The organism is Phytohabitans aurantiacus (assembly GCF_027923225.1).
Taxonomy (GTDB): Bacteria; Actinomycetota; Actinomycetes; order Mycobacteriales; family Micromonosporaceae; genus Phytohabitans; species Phytohabitans aurantiacus.
In genome coordinates, this window is record NZ_BSDI01000004.1 from 261,839 (window position 1) to 277,106 (window position 15,268).

General features: G+C 71.4%; 14 protein-coding genes. 7 read left to right on the forward strand and 7 right to left on the reverse strand.

Going from position 1 to position 15,268, the window contains the following annotated elements:
• Positions 1 to 75: 75 nt before the first annotated feature.
• Positions 76 to 987 carry an excinuclease ABC subunit UvrC gene (locus tag QMG73_RS05830; protein ID WP_281892926.1) on the forward strand — a complete coding sequence of 304 codons (912 nt, stop codon included), beginning with the start codon at positions 76 to 78 and terminating at the stop codon, positions 985 to 987.
• On the opposite strand, the gene QMG73_RS05835 is transcribed toward QMG73_RS05830, so the two are convergent.
• Positions 980 to 1,480: a DUF6912 family protein gene (locus QMG73_RS05835; RefSeq protein WP_281892928.1), complete on the reverse strand. Its 501-nt coding sequence runs from the start codon at positions 1,478 to 1,480 to the stop codon at positions 980 to 982. The two genes, QMG73_RS05830 and QMG73_RS05835, sit on opposite strands and share 8 nt — an antisense overlap.
• A gap of 90 nt (positions 1,481 to 1,570) precedes the next feature.
• Between QMG73_RS05835 and QMG73_RS05840 the strand changes: the two genes are divergently transcribed.
• Positions 1,571 to 1,786 (forward strand): helix-turn-helix domain-containing protein, encoded by a 216-nt coding sequence (locus QMG73_RS05840; protein WP_281892929.1) that lies wholly within the window; start codon positions 1,571 to 1,573, stop codon positions 1,784 to 1,786.
• Positions 1,787 to 1,892: 106 nt separating this feature from the next.
• Positions 1,893 to 2,492: an Rv3235 family protein gene (locus QMG73_RS05845; RefSeq protein ID WP_281892930.1), complete on the forward strand. Its 600-nt coding sequence runs from the start codon at positions 1,893 to 1,895 to the stop codon at positions 2,490 to 2,492.
• 176 nt (positions 2,493 to 2,668) lie between these two features.
• On the opposite strand, the gene secA is transcribed toward QMG73_RS05845, so the two are convergent.
• Positions 2,669 to 5,530: a preprotein translocase subunit SecA gene (gene secA, locus QMG73_RS05850; protein ID WP_281892931.1), complete on the reverse strand. Its 2,862-nt coding sequence runs from the start codon at positions 5,528 to 5,530 to the stop codon at positions 2,669 to 2,671.
• A 227-nt stretch (positions 5,531 to 5,757) separates the two neighbouring features.
• On the opposite strand from secA, the gene QMG73_RS05855 reads away from it, so the two are divergent.
• The gene (locus QMG73_RS05855; RefSeq protein ID WP_281892933.1) at positions 5,758 to 6,888 is read left to right on the forward strand and encodes a GNAT family N-acetyltransferase; all 1,131 of its coding nucleotides are present in this window, start codon (positions 5,758 to 5,760) and stop codon (positions 6,886 to 6,888) included.
• A complete protein-coding gene (locus tag QMG73_RS05860; protein WP_281892934.1) occupies positions 6,885 to 8,027 on the forward strand; it encodes a GNAT family N-acetyltransferase in 1,143 nt (380 codons plus the stop codon). Before QMG73_RS05855 ends, QMG73_RS05860 begins: the two co-directional genes overlap by 4 nt.
• Here the strand turns inward: QMG73_RS05860 and hpf are convergent.
• The 5 genes from hpf to mtrA all read right to left on the reverse strand — a co-directional run bounded on the left by hpf (position 8,000) and on the right by mtrA (position 13,709).
• Positions 8,000 to 8,614 (reverse strand): ribosome hibernation-promoting factor, HPF/YfiA family, encoded by a 615-nt coding sequence (gene hpf / locus QMG73_RS05865; RefSeq protein ID WP_281892935.1) that lies wholly within the window; start codon positions 8,612 to 8,614, stop codon positions 8,000 to 8,002. The genes QMG73_RS05860 and hpf overlap by 28 nt on opposite strands.
• A 242-nt stretch (positions 8,615 to 8,856) precedes the next feature.
• Positions 8,857 to 9,564 carry a ComF family protein gene (locus QMG73_RS05870; RefSeq protein WP_407676749.1) on the reverse strand — a complete coding sequence of 236 codons (708 nt, stop codon included), beginning with the start codon at positions 9,562 to 9,564 and terminating at the stop codon, positions 8,857 to 8,859.
• 5 nt (positions 9,565 to 9,569) lie between these two features.
• Entirely contained in the window at positions 9,570 to 11,354 is a 1,785-nt protein-coding gene (locus QMG73_RS05875; RefSeq protein WP_281892936.1) for an LpqB family beta-propeller domain-containing protein, read from the reverse strand.
• The gene (gene mtrB / locus QMG73_RS05880; protein ID WP_407676750.1) at positions 11,351 to 13,006 is read right to left on the reverse strand and encodes an MtrAB system histidine kinase MtrB; all 1,656 of its coding nucleotides are present in this window, start codon (positions 13,004 to 13,006) and stop codon (positions 11,351 to 11,353) included. The genes QMG73_RS05875 and mtrB overlap by 4 nt, the downstream gene beginning before the upstream one ends.
• A 13-nt stretch (positions 13,007 to 13,019) precedes the next feature.
• On the reverse strand, positions 13,020 to 13,709 hold the full coding sequence (gene mtrA / locus QMG73_RS05885) for an MtrAB system response regulator MtrA (protein WP_265250953.1): 690 nt from the start codon (positions 13,707 to 13,709) through the stop codon (positions 13,020 to 13,022).
• A 144-nt stretch (positions 13,710 to 13,853) separates the two neighbouring features.
• Between mtrA and QMG73_RS05890 the strand changes: the two genes are divergently transcribed.
• Positions 13,854 to 14,675, forward strand: coding sequence for a hypothetical protein (locus QMG73_RS05890; protein WP_281892938.1), 822 nt, complete (start codon positions 13,854 to 13,856; stop codon positions 14,673 to 14,675).
• Complete coding sequence (locus tag QMG73_RS05895; RefSeq protein WP_281892940.1) at positions 14,672 to 15,268, forward strand: DUF4129 domain-containing protein; 597 nt, start codon at positions 14,672 to 14,674, stop codon at positions 15,266 to 15,268. Before QMG73_RS05890 ends, QMG73_RS05895 begins: the two co-directional genes overlap by 4 nt.

Below are 15,268 nucleotides of genomic sequence, written 5' to 3' on the forward strand. Positions count from 1 at the left end.
CCTGTAGGAACTTGATCTCTACTGCGTAGGCGGTAGCCTCGCATGCCATCCTCGCACGCGGCGTACCCTGGGGCGGTGCGTGCCGAGCCTTCCCCCACCCCCGTCCGGCCCGCCTCGCCGCCGGCTCCGTCGGAAGAAGCCGCGCCCGGGGCGCCGGTACTGGCGGTGCTGGCGCTGGTGTGGCTCGCCGCGATGATGTGGTCGGCGCATCGCGTCATCGTCAGCGGCGAGGGCACCCTGGCGATCACGTCGGCCGCCCTGGCACTGCCGAGCGTGATCTCGGCCGGCATCGTGGCCGGTGCGGGGGTCAGCTTGGCGGTCGCCCATCTGCTGCGGCGGGGCGGCACCGTCCGGTTCGTCGCGGCGCTCGGCGCTGGCCTGCTCACCGGGCTGGGCGCGGCGCTGGCCGTGGTGTCCAGCTACGGCGGGGGCGAGGCCAGCGCCATCCTCGCCGGCACGGTCGCGGCGGCGATCACCGTCGGCGGCGCGGTCGCCGGAGTACGGGCGCGCTCGGTGGTCGGCGCGGTGGTCACCGCCGGCCTCGTCGTCTTCGCCGTCGGGCTGGTGCTCGACAACTTCAAAGACAACCTGATCTCGCTCTATGGGGCCGGTGACGACGCCTCGTCGCGGCTGAGCGCCGCCGGCTGGGCCGCGCTGACCATCGCGGTGATCAGCGGCGTCGTGGCCGGCCTGGTGGCGTACTTCTACCTTCGCTGGACCCGGCGACGGGCGGGGGCGCAGGCGCTGCGCTGGCCCGCGTACGCGATCGCCGGGGCCGGTCCCGGGCTCGCGCTGATGGTCGCCGAGGTGATCGTCCGGACCCTCGGCAGCCGGGTGCTGTCGCTCGCCGGCGAGGTGAGCGAGGCCGACGGCACGGTCCAGCGGATGCTCGACGAGTCGCGGGTGAACTACGCGCTCGTCGTGCTCTTCGTGGGGGCGATCTCGGCGATCGTCGCGTTCGGCCGGTCGCTGCCCTCCGCTAAGTAAGGGTGTCGAGCTCGCTCACGTCGTACCACTCCAGCTCGTGGTCTTCGGCGCCGTCGACCGTGAACTGGGCATCCGGGTCACCCGCCAGCGCCTCTTCGACCACACCGACAGCGGCTGCCACGTCGTCGGCCGCGCCGGCACTGTCGACGTGGATCGCGGCCACCGAGCGCAGCTCGATCGGGGCGGTGACGCGTACGGCGCTGGAGCCCAGCTCCCCGTCTTCCCGGTGCACCAGGGCAGCCGGCACGTCGGCGGAGACCACGACGCGACGCCGGGGCGCGTCCAGGTCGTGCCGGAGCAGGCGCAAAGCTCCCTGTGCGGCGCGGGTGAACGCGACGTACTCCAACTCCTCCTCGTCACCCTCGGCGTACCACTCGCGGAGCGCTGGCGTGACCGCGTGCCCCTCGACAGCGCCGAGCTGCCCCGAGGCGCGCAGCGCCGCGAGCATGGGCACGGTGGCCGGCACGTACACCCGGATGAGCTGATCTGGCACGCCCCAGTTCCTACACCCTTCTGGTGATCAACCGTCGACCGGGGCCGGTCACCCGCTGGATCCTGGCGCAATCGATGGCAAACTGAAGCAGTGACCCCCCGCTTCCTGCTGTTGTCGGACGTCGCAGCCGAGCTGAACGTCACCGACTCGCAGGTCTATCACATGGTCCGCAGCGGAGAGCTGCCCGCGATCAAGATCGGTGGCCGGGGCCAGTGGCGCGTCGAGCGCGCCAAGCTGGAGGAGTACATCCAGCGCAAGTACGACGAGACGGCTGAATGGGTGCGCGGGAACCCGCTCGTCGACTGATTAGCGCCCAATTTCCGTGTAACACATTGACGGGCGCCACATTGCGGTCTTACAACGGAGGCTATCGAAGGCAATCGTAGGCAAACGCAAGATCGGGGTGAGTTGCTTGATCGCCACGACCCGTCCGCCCATCCGGCTGCGCCCCGTTCCCGCGCTCGACCCGCCGTTCGAAGACGAGATCGGCCATGAGCCCTGGCACGCCCAGCTCGCGCTCCAGTTCGACATCACGGGCCGCCAGCGGGCAGCGCGGCCCCCGGTGCTCGTCCCGGGCACCGGAGCAGCCGCGGCGGCCGCCTCCGCCCTCGACACCGCGGCGACCGAGACGCCGGTGCCGGTCGCGTCGGCCACGCCCGAGGCGAGGCAGGCCACGAAGCGGTTCCTCGACATGAGCTTGGAGATCCTCAACGGCTACCGGCCGACGGGCCACATCCGGTCGCTGACCGTTCCCGGCTGTGCCGAGGCCGTCATCGCGCAGTTCGCCGCCGGCCTCGACAAGGCCGCCGCCCTGCGCGGCGGCCAGCCACCACACGTCACCAAGCGCCCGAGCGCCTTCGTCCGGGCCCGCCGCCTGCACATCTGCGAGCCGTGCCCGGGCGTGGTCGAGGCGGCCGCCGCCCTCGGCCTGGCCGGCCGCACGTGGGCGATGGCTTTCCGGTTGGAACGGCGGCGCGGCACGTGGCTCTGCACCGCCGTTCGCACGGTGTGACTTACCCCGGGGCTGTGCTGGTTGGCGCTCGCTCCGCTCACGCGGGCCCCGGGGTCCTTGGAGGCGGTGCCTTCCCTCGCGCCGCGCACCGACTGCGTCGGCGCGTCGCTCAGTCCAGGCACCACCGACCCCGGGGCGCTCACCTGCGCAGGTGGCGGTGTGCGCCCCGGTTTCCGCTATCCGCCGCTAGGGGCGCCGTGGCAGCGCTTGTACTTCTTCCCTGAGCCGCACGGGCACGGCGCGTTGCGGGACGGGCCGGCGCTCGCGGCCGCACCCTGGCTCGGCGACGGACGCCGGCCACCGGGCTCCGCGGCCGGGCCACCGAGACCCAACGCCGGTGCCTGCTCCTGCTGCATGGCCACCCCACCCGCGCCGGCCTCGCCGTCGATGGTGGGTGCCGAGTACTGGAGCGGCTGCTGCGGACGCTGCCGCCCGAGGCCCTTCGCCTTGATCTCGACGGTGGCGTCGTCGGGCATCGGCAGCGGCGCCGGGCCACCCGGCTGTACGGGCGGTGGCGACGCCGGCGCCTCTTCGACCTGAACCTCCAGGTTGAAGAGGAACCCGACGGTCTCCTCCTTGATGCCGTCCATCATCGTGGCGAACATCGCGTAGCCCTCGCGCTGGTACTCGACCAGCGGGTCACGCTGCGCGTAGGCACGCAAGCCGACGCCCTCCTGGAGGTAGTCCATCTCGTACAGGTGCTCGCGCCACTTCCGGTCGATCACCTGGAGCAGGACCATGCGCTCGAGCTGGCGCATCGCCTCGGAGCCGAGCTCTTCCTCGCGCCGCGCGTACGCCCCGTGCGCGTCTTCCTTGAGCTGAGCGGTCAGGAAGTCGGCATCGAGATTGTTCAGCTCGCCGCCGGCCTCTTCCACGAGGTCGTCGACGGTGATGGCGACCGGGTACAGCTGCTTGAGGCTGGCCATGAGCTGATCGAGGTCCCAGTCTTCGGCGTACCCCTCGGCGGTGGCCCCGCCGACGTATGCCTCGACGACGTCGTTGATCATGTGCTCGACCTGCTCGTGCAGGTCTTCGCCATCGAGCACCCGCTTGCGCTCGGCGTAGACGACCATGCGCTGCTTGTTGAGCACCTCGTCGTACTTGAGCACGTTCTTACGGATCTCGGCGTTCTGGCCTTCGATCTGGGCCTGGGCGCTCTTGATCTGGCGAGTGACCATCTTGGACTCGATGGGCACGTCTTCGGGGATGTTGAGCCGCTCCATGACCGCTTCGACGGCGCCGGCCCGGAACCGCTTCATCAGCTCGTCCTGCAGCGACAGGTAGAAGCGCGACTCACCCGGGTCGCCCTGCCGGCCGGAGCGGCCGCGGAGCTGGTTGTCGATCCGCCGCGAGTCGTGCCGCTCGGTGCCCAGCACGTACAGGCCACCGGCCTCGGCGACCTCTTCGGCCTCGGCGTCGCAGGCGTCCTTCCACCGGGGAAGGATCTCCTCGAGCGCCTTGTAGTAGTCGTCTTCGTGCTCGTCCGGGTCGAGGCCGCGCTGGCGCAGCTCGTTCTTGGCGAGGAACTCGGCGTTGCCGCCGAGCAGGATGTCGGTGCCGCGGCCGGCCATGTTGGTAGCGACGGTGACCGCGCCCCTGCGCCCGGCCTGCGCGACGATTTCCGCCTCTTTCTGGTGGAACTTCGCGTTGAGCACGGAGTGCGGGATGCCGCGGCGGCGCAGCATCTGCGAGAGGATCTCCGAGTTTTCCACCGAAACCGTGCCGACGAGGATCGGCTGGCCGGCGTTGTGCCGCTCGACGATGTCTTCGACCACGGCGTTGAACTTGGCCTTCTCGGTCTTGTAGATGACGTCGGAGCGGTCGAGCCGGATCATCGGCCGGTGCGTGGGGATCGAGACCACACCGACGCTGTAGACCTTGTTGAACTCGCCGGCCTCGGTCTGGGCGGTACCGGTCATGCCGGACAGCTTGTCGTAGAGGCGGAAGTAGTTCTGCAGCGTGATCGTGGCGAGCGTCTGGTTTTCCTGCTTGATCTCGACGCCTTCTTTGGCCTCGATCGCCTGGTGCATGCCCTCGTTGTACCGCCGGCCGTGCAGGATGCGGCCGGTGAACTCGTCGACGATCAGGACCTCGCCGTCGCTGACGATGTAGTCCTTGTCTTTCTTGTAGAGCTCTTTGGCCTTGATGGCGTTGTTGAGGTAACCGACGAGCGGGGTGTTGACCGACTCGTACAGGTTGTCGATGCCCAGCCGGTCTTCGACCTTGGCGACGCCGCGCTCGGTGATGGCGACGGTGCGCTTCGCGTAGTCGACCTCGTAGTCGCCCTCGCCGTCCTTGCCCGCCTGCAGCCGGGCCACGACCGCCGAGAACTCGCCGTACCAGCGGGCCGAGTGCTCGGCGGGGCCGGAGATGATCAGCGGCGTGCGGGCCTCGTCGATGAGGATCGAGTCGACCTCGTCGACGATCGCGAAGTTGTGACCCCGCTGCACCAGCTCCTCGGCCGACCACGCCATGTTGTCGCGCAGGTAGTCGAAGCCGAACTCGTTGTTGGTGCCGTACGTGATGTCGCACTCGTACGCGGCGCGGTGCTCGGCGGAGGGCCGGTTCGGCAGGATCACGCCGACGGTGAGCCCGAGGAACCGGTGGATGCGCCCCATCCAGTCGGCGTCGCGCTGTGCCAGGTAGTCGTTGACCGTCACGATGTGCACGCCATTGCCGGAAAGCGCATTCAGGTACGCCGGGAGCATGGAGGTGAGGGTCTTGCCCTCACCCGTCTTCATCTCGGCGATGTTGCCGAAGTGAAGCGCGGCGCCACCCATGATCTGCACGTCGTAGGCCCGCTGGCCAAGCACGCGAGCGGCGGCCTCACGAGCGGTCGCGAACGCCTCCGGCAGCAGGTCGTCGAGGCTCTCGCCATCGGCGAGCCGCTCCCGGAAGTGCTCGGTCTGCTCGCGCAGCTCGGCGTCGGTGAGATCTGTGTAGTTGTCCTCTATCGAGTTGACCGCGGCAGCGATCGCCTTCAGCCGGCGTACCATTCGGCCTTCGCCAGCACGAAGGACCTTTTCCAAAATCGACACGGGTCAACGCTCCCCTTGGACAGTCTGCCGAACCATCGTAGGCGCACCGTGAGGGAAACTGTCAGCCGCGCCTCCGCCCGACCGTGCCGAAGCGGACATTTCACCTGGGGCGAGCACCGAAACAGGTTACGCCAGTCGCGAACGATCCGGCACCATTACCCAGTGAGCCTAAAGCGGAATCCAGGTCAGGCACCGACGTGGGCAGCCACGGCTCCTAGCAGGATCCGATGGTGACCGGCCAAGAGATCACGGCGCCCGGTCTCGTGCTCCGGCAATGGCGAGCCGACGACGCGGACGCGGTTTACCAGGCCTGCCAGGACCCAGACATCCAGCTCTGGACCCGCGTACCGTCGCCGTACGAGCGCGAACACGCCCGGTACTTCGTCAGCGAGCTCGCCCCGTCGGCATGGGCCAACGGCACCGGCGCGCCGTTCGCGGTGACCGATGCGAGCACCGGCGAGTTGCTCGGCTCCTGCGGGCTGGTATCGATCGAACACCAGTTGGCCTCGGCCGAGGTCGGCTACTGGACGGCGCCGTGGGCACGCGGTCGGGGCGTGGCGGTCGGTGCGACCCGCGCGGTCTGCCGGTGGGCGTTCGAGTCGCTCGACATGCGCCGCGTGCTCTGGCAGGCGGCGGTGGGCAACCACGCGTCCCGCCTGGTCGCCCTGCGGGCCGGATTCCGGCTGGAGGGCGAGCTGCGCCTGGCCGACGGCAACCCGCTGGGCGGCCACGCCGGCTGGGTGGGCTCGCTGATGCCGGGCGACCCGGTCGAGGTGGAGGTCGGCGGGCTGACCGCCCGCCGGGCCAAGGTGTTCGGTGGCCCCCAGCCGGCTCTGCCGGCGAAGGGGGCGACGCTTCGCCGGCCCGACGAGCGCGACATCGACGCGATGGTCGCCGCGTGCTCCGATCCGGACGCGGTGCGCTACACCGGCGTCCCGGACCCGTACGAGCGAGGGGACGCGGAGGAGTTCGCGTGCCGGCTCGCCCCGCTCAGCTGGGCGCGTGGCGCGGGTGCGATCTTCGCGATCAGGGATACGGCCGACGCCTGGGTGGGCAACATCGACGTACGGATCTCCGCCGACGACCCGCTGGTCGGCGAGGTGGGATTCCTCGTCGCTCCCGAGGCTCGCGGCCGCGGTTACGCCACGGCGGCGCTGCGCGCGGTGTGCGAGTGGGCGTTCGCCGACCTCGGGCTCGCCCGCGTGAAGTGGCGCGCCCAGGTCGGCAACGTGGCGTCGCGGCGGGTCGCGGAGAAGGCCGGGTTCACGATGGAGGGCCTGCTCCGCGGCGACATCGTCCAACGCGGCCAGCGCCGCGACGCGTGGATCGCCGGCCTGATCCCGGGGGATCCCCTGTGACAGGCGCGGCGCCGGTACACGGCGATGGCGTGCTGCTGCGCCGGTTCACCGATGCCGACATCGACGACCTGGTGGCCGGCTGCAACGACCCGCTGACCGCGCGGTTCATGCCGGGCCTCCCCCAGCCCTACAGTGCCGCCGACGCGCTCTGGTGGATCAGCCAGGGTGCGCCGGCGGCGTGGGCGTCGGGCGGCGCGGCGTTCGCGGTCGCCGATCCGGCCACCGGCCGTCTCATCGGTGGTGCCGGTCTCGGCCGGCTGGTGCCGGAACGGACCCAGGGCGAGATCGGGTACTGGGTGGCGCCGTGGGCGCGCCGCCGCGGGGTCGCCACCGCCGCCGCGACCGCGCTCACGCGCTGGGCGTTCGCCCGCGGCTTCGGGCGGCTGGAGCTGCTGACCGACCTCGCCAACGCGCCGAGCCAGCGGGTCGCCCTTGCCGCCGGGTTCCAGCGCGAGGGGGTACGCCGGGGAGCCGCCCTGCGGCGCGACGGCCACCGCGACGACCTCGTGGTCTGGAGCCGGCTGGCCAATGACCCGCCGGGCCAGGTCCCGCGCCTGCTGCCCGACCCGCCGGCGAGCGGGCTCTCGGACGGGGTGGTCACGCTGCGGCCCCTCGGACCGGGCGACGGCGAGTTCCTGCACACGTTGCTGGCCACACCGGACGTGACGGCCACCAGCCTGCCGCCCATCGCACCGGACCGCGGCGAGACGGAGCTGCGGTGCGCCCGCGCCGAGGGACGCTGGCTCGCCGGTGAGCGGGCCGACTTCGTGATCGTCCACGCGCCGGCCGGCGCCGCGACCGGAAACATCGGCCTGTACTACGACGAGCCGCGCAGCGGTCAGGCGGTGATCGGATACGCGATGCTGGCGCCTTGGCGCGGGCGCGGACTTCCCACGCGCGCCGTGCGGCTGCTGGCCGGGTGGGCGTTCGCCGAGGCGGGGATCGACCGCCTCACCGCCGGCACGCGACCGGGAAACGTCGCGTCTCAGCGGGTGCTGGAGAAGGCCGGGTTCCGCCGCGAGGGGTATCTGCGCGGCCGGCTGCCGGGCCTCCCCGGCACCCGCGTCGACGACGTGGCCTACGGCCTGCTGGCCGCGGACCTCGCGTTGGTTCAGACAGCGAGCGAGAGGATGCCGTAGTCGTAGCCCTTGCGCCGATACACGACGCTGGGCCGGCCCGATTCCTTGTCGAGGAACAAGTAGAAGTCGTGCCCGACGAGCTCCATCTGGAACAGAGCGTCGTCGATGGTCATCGGCTCACCCGTGTGTTCCTTCTCCCGCACGATGTGCCAGGGCTGGTCGTCGTACTCCTCCTCGATGACCGGTGCGGGAGAACGGCTCCCGTTGACCGATGGAGTACCCGGAAGCTCGGTCGGCAGGCCCGCCGTCGCCGCGGCGACGGAGACGGGTGCGCGCCGGCCGCGATGGACGCGGCGCCGGTCGGCGGCGCGGCGCAGCCGGGTGTCGAGCTTCGAGATCGCGACGTCGAGCGCGGCGTAGAAGTCCTGCGCACAGGCTTCCGCGCGAACCACCGGCCCGCGGGAGAACACCGTGATCTCTACGCGCTGGCAGTGGTCGGACTGTCGCGGGTTTCGTTCGTGGAATAGTTCGACGTCGACGCGGATGAGCTTGTGGTCGTAGCGCTCAATCTTTGCGAGTTTTTCGGACACATGAACTCGGTAGTGATCGGGCACTTCGACGTTGCGCCCCTTGACGACGATGTCCACGCGTGACCTCCCCCACGATTGTTCTGTGGTGATGTCACCGGCCCGTTGCCGATGACACTGAAGGAATCACTCCTCCTCTCGGCATCGGGCGTCCGAAGGTACGAGCCGCCCTTACGGGGTTGAACCCGTGGTCATACCCCGGTGAAGTCGACGCTAACTCGTGTTCGGCCGCTCGTCACCCCTCCAGGCAAGACCGGTTCGAGAAGAATCGCCCAGGCCGCACGAACGGGTGAAAAGGATATCTAGCCGGCCTGCCTCAACTGTGTCGCTGCGAGTACAGCGCCTGCACGGACCGTCACACCGGCGGTGGTCAACCGTCCCGAAATGGCCGCGAGTGTCGCTCCTGTCGTCAAAATGTCGTCGACCACGACCACCGCGCGACCGCGGGCGGCTCGCCGCAATGCCGGCGCCCGTCCAGGCGCCATCTGGAAGGCGTCCGCCGACGCCGCGAGCCGCTCGGCGCGGTCCAGTTCCGCGGAGTCGGCGCGCGGCCGCGCCCGCAGCGGGCGCGCCACCTCCGCCGGCCAGCCCGCGCGGCGCAGGCTCGCCGCCGCGTTCGCGGCAAGGCGGCGCATGTGATCGCCATGCCGGCTCCGCGCCGCCCTCGCGGTGTCCGGCACCGGCACAAGGAGTACGCGGACAGGGGCCCCGCCCAGCCGGTGGGCGACCACGTCGGCGAGCAGGGCACCGAGAGGCACCGCCAACCCGTGCCGCCCCCGCTCCTTGTACGCGAGCAGAGCCTCCCGCAGCACCCCGGCGTACGGGCCCAGCGCACCGCAGGGCGGCAGGCCCGCAGGTGCCGGAGTCGGACGTGCGGGGCCGGGCCGGAGCGCCGTCAGCTCGCCCGCACAGGCGTCGCACGCCCCGTACCGCAGCGGCACCCGCTCGGCACCGCAGCCGGCACACCCGGCGGGCAGCACCAGATCGGCGACAGCGGTCCAGACGCCCACGGCGGTCAGTTCAGATAGAAGGGAGCGGTGGCAGAGCCCGGCGCCGCGTTCGAAGGACCGTTTACGACCTCGTTCGCCTCGATCACACCGTCTTGGTCCGGGCCCTGGCTGTCGTACCCCTTGCCGCCGGCGACGTACATCACGCTCTGGTTGTCGGTGGGGCTCCGGGGATAGTCGACCAGGTACGTCACCTGGGCCTCACCCCGCTCGTAGAGGACCTCCTCAGCCACGCCGTCGATCGTGACCGTGCCGATGGCGCTCCGGCCGCCACGCAGCCACGCGGCGGTGAGCTGGCCGTCGTCGTGCCAGGCCACCTCGGTGAACTGCTGGAGCGAGGTCGGCACCGCGCGGGCCGCCTGCACCTCGACCGACTGATCGTCACGGCCGATCGCGGCGACGTACAGCCGCCCGCCCGCCACCACCGCGATCCGCCGGCCATCCGGTGCGGCGCTGACCGCGCTGACCGCGCCACCAACGCCCGGCAGGCTGACCTGGGTGAGTGCGCCCCCATCCAGCCCGAACCGGTACAGCTTGCCGCCCACCACGACGAGCCCCGTGTCGAGCGGCGCCTTCAGCCACACCGGCCGCCCGATCGCCTCCCGCACCGTGTCGACCGGGGTGAACCCGCGCGGCCGGTCTCCGCCGGTCGTACCGACGAGCAGCCGCTGCCCAGCCCCCTGCTTCACGACGAGCGCGGCGGCCGTCACGCCCGAGCCGCTGGCGAGCGCCGCGAGAAGGATGTCGTGGTTCACCGCGTTGGTGATGATCGCGGGCAGCGGGTCGCGGCCACCGTTGGGAGAGCTGTTGAGCCGATAGATCCGGCCTCCGTAGATCGCGAACCGCTCGGGTGTCTCGGCCGATGTGTACGCCGGGTTCGCGTCGAGGAACGCCTGGTCTTCGGTGATCACGCGCGGCGACTGCCCCTCGATCCGCAGCTCCAGGTCTTTGCGCATCGACGACGGCAGTGACCACATGAGCTGCCTGCCCAGCTCGACCGGGTCGTAGTCCTGCGCACCCGCCTCGGCGGACAGGCTGATCTCCAGCCGATCGCCGGTATCGGGCACCGTGCCCGTGCGCTGGGTGCCGGCCGGCAGCCGCCGTACCGCCGCTCCCAACAGCTCGGACGGGCCGGCGATCAGCCGGTCGAGGATCTCGGTGGGCTGGCCCGCGGGCGAGACCGCCCGCGGCATGTACCGGGGGTCGGGCACCAGCCCGGTGCGCTCGACGTTCCAGAAGTAGATGTTCTGCCGCTCGTAGTAGATGCTGAGCGCGGCGACGTCGAGCAGCAGCACGTCGGGTGGCGTCGTGACGAACCAGCCGGGTTTGCCCTCGACCTCGCCGACCTTGATCGTGTACGTCGTCGCGGTCTGCGTCGGCGGGTTCACCTGCCCGTCGCCGTCGAGCATGCCGACCTGATCGACCTGAAGCGTGGCCGTCGCGGTGCCGTCACCGTTGTCGGCCACCGTGCGCGTGCGCACCCGCACCAGGTTGAGCGACGGCTCCTCCTGCGTCGCCTTGAAGCCGCTGCGAACCGCGGGCGCCAGATAGAGGCTCACCCGGGCGTGGGCATCGCGTGCCTCACCGGCGGCGGCCTGGAGGTAGTTGTCGACGAACTGGTCCTTCGAGGCGGCCGCCTCGCGCGGTGGCGGATCGGCACTGGCGCCCTCGGTGGCGAACCCGGGAGACGGGCCCGGCCCGTCGACGCGCACCGGTGTCTCGTCGGGGATCCCACAGCCGGCCATCCCGACGCCAGCGGCCACCACCACGGCAAGTACCGCCCGCAGTCTCACGCTGTCACCTCCGCCTGCGGCACCAGGCGCAGCGGCGACGAGGTGAGCCGGTCACCGGCCCGTACCGGCACCGTAAGCCGGAACTGCGCGCCCTGGCCCGGCGCGCCCCACGCCTCCAGCCAGCCGCCGTGCAGCCGCGCGTCTTCCAGGCTGATCGACAGCCCGAGCCCCGTGCCGCCCGTCTGCCGCGCCCGCGAGGGGTCGGCTCGCCAGAACCGGTTGAAGACCAACTTCTCCTCGCCCGGCCGCAGGCCGACGCCGTGGTCGCGAACCGTCACCGCGACGGCGGAGTCGTCGACGCCCAGCGTCACGACGACGGGCCGGCCCTCCCCGTGCTCGACCGCGTTGCCCACCAGGTTGCGCAGCACGCGCTCGACCCGGCGAGGGTCGACCTCGGCGATCACCGGCGTGTCGGGCAGGCGCAGGTCGACCGCCACACCGGCCCGGTCGGCCACGCCAGCGAGCCGGTCGACGACCCGGCGCACCACCGGTACGAGGTCGGTGGGCTCGGCGTCGAGCATCGCGAACCCAGCGTCGAACCGGCTGATCTCCAGCAGGTCGGTGAGCAGGCTCTCGAACCGGTCGAGCTCGGCCTGCAGCAGCTCGGCCGAGCGGGCGACGGCCGGATCGAAGTCGTCGCGCCCGGCGAAGATCAGGTCGGCCGCCATCCGGACCGTGGTCAGGGGCGTGCGCAGCTCGTGCGACACGTCGGAGGTGAACCTGCGCTGCAACCGCGACATCTCCTCCAGCCGCACGATCTGGCGCTGGAGGTTCGTCGCCATCTGGTTGAACGCCGCGGCGAGCTGGGCGAGGTCGTCTTCGCCGTTGACCGCCATGCGCTGGTCGAGCAGGCCGGCGGAGAGCCGCTGGGCGGTGCGGGCGGCCACCCGTACCGGGTTGACCACCAGCCGGGTCACGAGCGCGGCCAGCACGCCGAGCAGCACCACCAGCGCCACGCCGGTGAAGAGCACCATCGTGCGGATCTGGTTGGCCGTCTGGTCTTCGGTCGTCAGGGGCACGATCCGGTACAGCTCGACCTGGCCGAAGTCGGTGGGCACCCGGGAGCCGTAGACGAGGTACTTCGTCGGGCCACCACCGAGGTCCGCGGTGCGGATCTGCCGGGCGACCTGGCCCTGATAGGCCACCTCGTCTTCGAGCTGATCGCCGATCAGGGGGCTGACGTCGACGCCGCGCGGGGCCGCGGTCTTGAGGTTGCTGTGCCTGACCGCCGTCAGCGCCACGAAGCCGCCCTGCTCGGGGCCGCCTCCTGACAGGTACGAGGCGGTCGCGTTGAGCGTCACCTGGATCTCGCGGTTGTACCTGACCGGGTAGATGCTGAGCTGGTCAGCGGCGTACTGGACATCGTCGTGGAGCTGCGATTTCACCTCTGCCTCGGTGCCGTGGAGCAGGATGTTGGTGCTCTGCGTGGCCACGAGGTACGAGAAGCCGCCCACCAGCAGGCTGGAGGCGACCAGCGTGATGGTGACGACCCGGAAGTGCAGCGACCGCCGCCACGTGCCGTGCACCGGCGCGGCGAACGCGGCACCCCGCTGGGCGGCCTTCCGCCAGGCGCGGTGGGCAGCGACCAGCGCGCGCTTGCCGAGAGCGGAGGCCTTGCCGAGCGCGGATGCGGAGGGTGCCGAGAGTGCCACAGTCGGCCCCAGGCTATCCGGTGCCCGCCTTGTAGCCCACGCCCCGGACGGTCAGGATGATCTCCGGACGCTCCGGGTCGGGCTCGATCTTGGCCCGCAGCCGCTGGACGTGCACGTTGACCAGCCGGGTGTCGGCGGCGTGGCGGTATCCCCACACCTGCTCCAGCAGCACCTCGCGGGTGAACACCTGGCGCGGCTTGCGGGCCAGCGCGACCAGCAGGTCGAACTCCAGCGGAGTCAGCTTGACCTCGTCGCCGTCACGGCTCACGGTGTGCGCCGGCACGTCGATGTTGATCTGGTTACCGGGCGGGCCGATGGTCAACATCTCGGGCGCGGCGTCCTCGCCACGACGCAGCCGGGCCCGCATCCGGGCGACCAGCTCCTTGGGCTTGAACGGCTTGACCACGTAGTCGTCGGCACCGGACTCCAGGCCCAGCACGACGTCGACGGTGTCGCTCTTGGCCGTCAGCATGACGATCGGCACGCCGGACTCGGTGCGGATCGACCGGCACACGTCGATGCCGCTCATTCCAGGCAACATCAGGTCAAGGAGGACTATGTCGGGACGGTTCTCCCGGAACGCGGCCAACGCCCGCTCGCCATCGGCTACGAAAGAGGGCAGGAAGCCCTCGCTGCGCAACACGATGCCGAGCATCTCGGCGAGTGCGGGATCGTCATCGACCACCAGAACCCGTGCCCTCATGTGTTCAATATTCCACCTCGCCTCAGATCCGTGTGACCGGCTCCACGGGCGGTTTACCTGCGCATACGACAAATCGGACGATCAACATCGGTCGTCAGGGTGGCCGGGGCGGACCGATTGGCCACACCGTGCCAGGATGGCGCAGTGCTGCCGCTGCGTCCCCTCACCGTCGGCGAGCTCCTCGACGCCGCGGTGACGTTGCTGCGGGCGCACGGCCGGGTGCTGCTGCCCGTGGCGGCGGTGCTCGCCGCGGCCGAGCAGCTGGTGCTCGCGCCCTTCCGGGAGTCGGCCGACGCGCAGCCGCCCGCCTACCTGCCCGACTCCGACCTCCTCGGCTGGTACTGGCTGCTGCTCGCCGTGGGCGCCGCCACCGAAATGACCATCATCGTGCTGCTCGGCGGGCTCACGTCGCGGGCCGCGGCGGCCTCGATGCTCGGGCAGCCGCTCCCCGCCCGCCGGCTGCTCGACCCGCGCGGCGCCCGGTGGGGACGGGTCGCGCTGGTCGCGGGGGTGGCGGGCGCGACCATGTTCGCGGCGGCGCTCGCCGGACCGGCCTGGTTCGCCGTGTACGCCCTGCTGGGCCTGGCCGCCCCTGCCGTCGTACTCGATCGCCTCGGACCGGGACGGGCGCTGATGCGCAGCGCGGGCCTGGCGTGCCGTGCGGGCCTGCGGGCCGGTGTGGTGCGGATCCTCGGTTACCTGGCCTGGCTGGCGATCCGGGTGGCGCTCGGCTTCGGCGCGGTGGCCGCGCTCGACGCGCTCAGCCTCGACCGGCCGCAGTGGACGGGCCTGCTCAGCGCCGCCGCCTGGCTGCTGGTCAACACGCTCGCCTACCCGACGCTCGCCTGCCTCGACGCCGTGTTGCACCTGGAGACCCGGATGCGCACCGAAGGGCTCGACATCCTGCTCTCCCGGGCCCGCCACCACGGCCGGTTGGCCCCTGACCTGCTCGTGCTGGCCCGATGAGCCGGTGGTGGACCGAGTCGGTGGCGGCGCTGGGCGACGTCATCCCGCTCCCGCTGGCCGCGCTGCTTCTGGTGCTGATCGCGGGGCTGGTCGCGGCCGGCTGGTACTGGTGGCCGGCGTGGGTGCCGCGCCGGCGGCCGGCCTGGCTCCGGTGGCCGCGCCTGCGCATGCCACGCCTGCGGTGGCCCAGATTCCGCTGGCCCAGCTGGTCCTGGCGCCGCCGCGAGAGCGCGCCAGATACGGCCACCGGCAAGGCGCCCGCAGGCCCCGACGAGCTTCCCGACATGCCCGCGGCGGCGTTCGTCTCGCTGGCCGATCGGCTCGCCTCGCAGGGCCGGTACGCCGAGGCCGTGCGCGAGCGGCTGCGCGCGATGGTCCGCGAACTGGTCGACCGGCGCGTCGTCGAGCACCGTCCAGGGTGGACCGTCACCGAGCTGGCCGGCGCGGCTGGCAGAGCCCGGCCCGCGGTCGACGAGCCGCTGCGCGCGGCCGGTGGCGTCTTCTCCGACCTGTGGTACGGCCAGCTTCCCGCCACGTCCCAGCACGACGCGCGCATGCGTGAGCTGGCCGACCAACTGCGGCGGGCGCTCTGA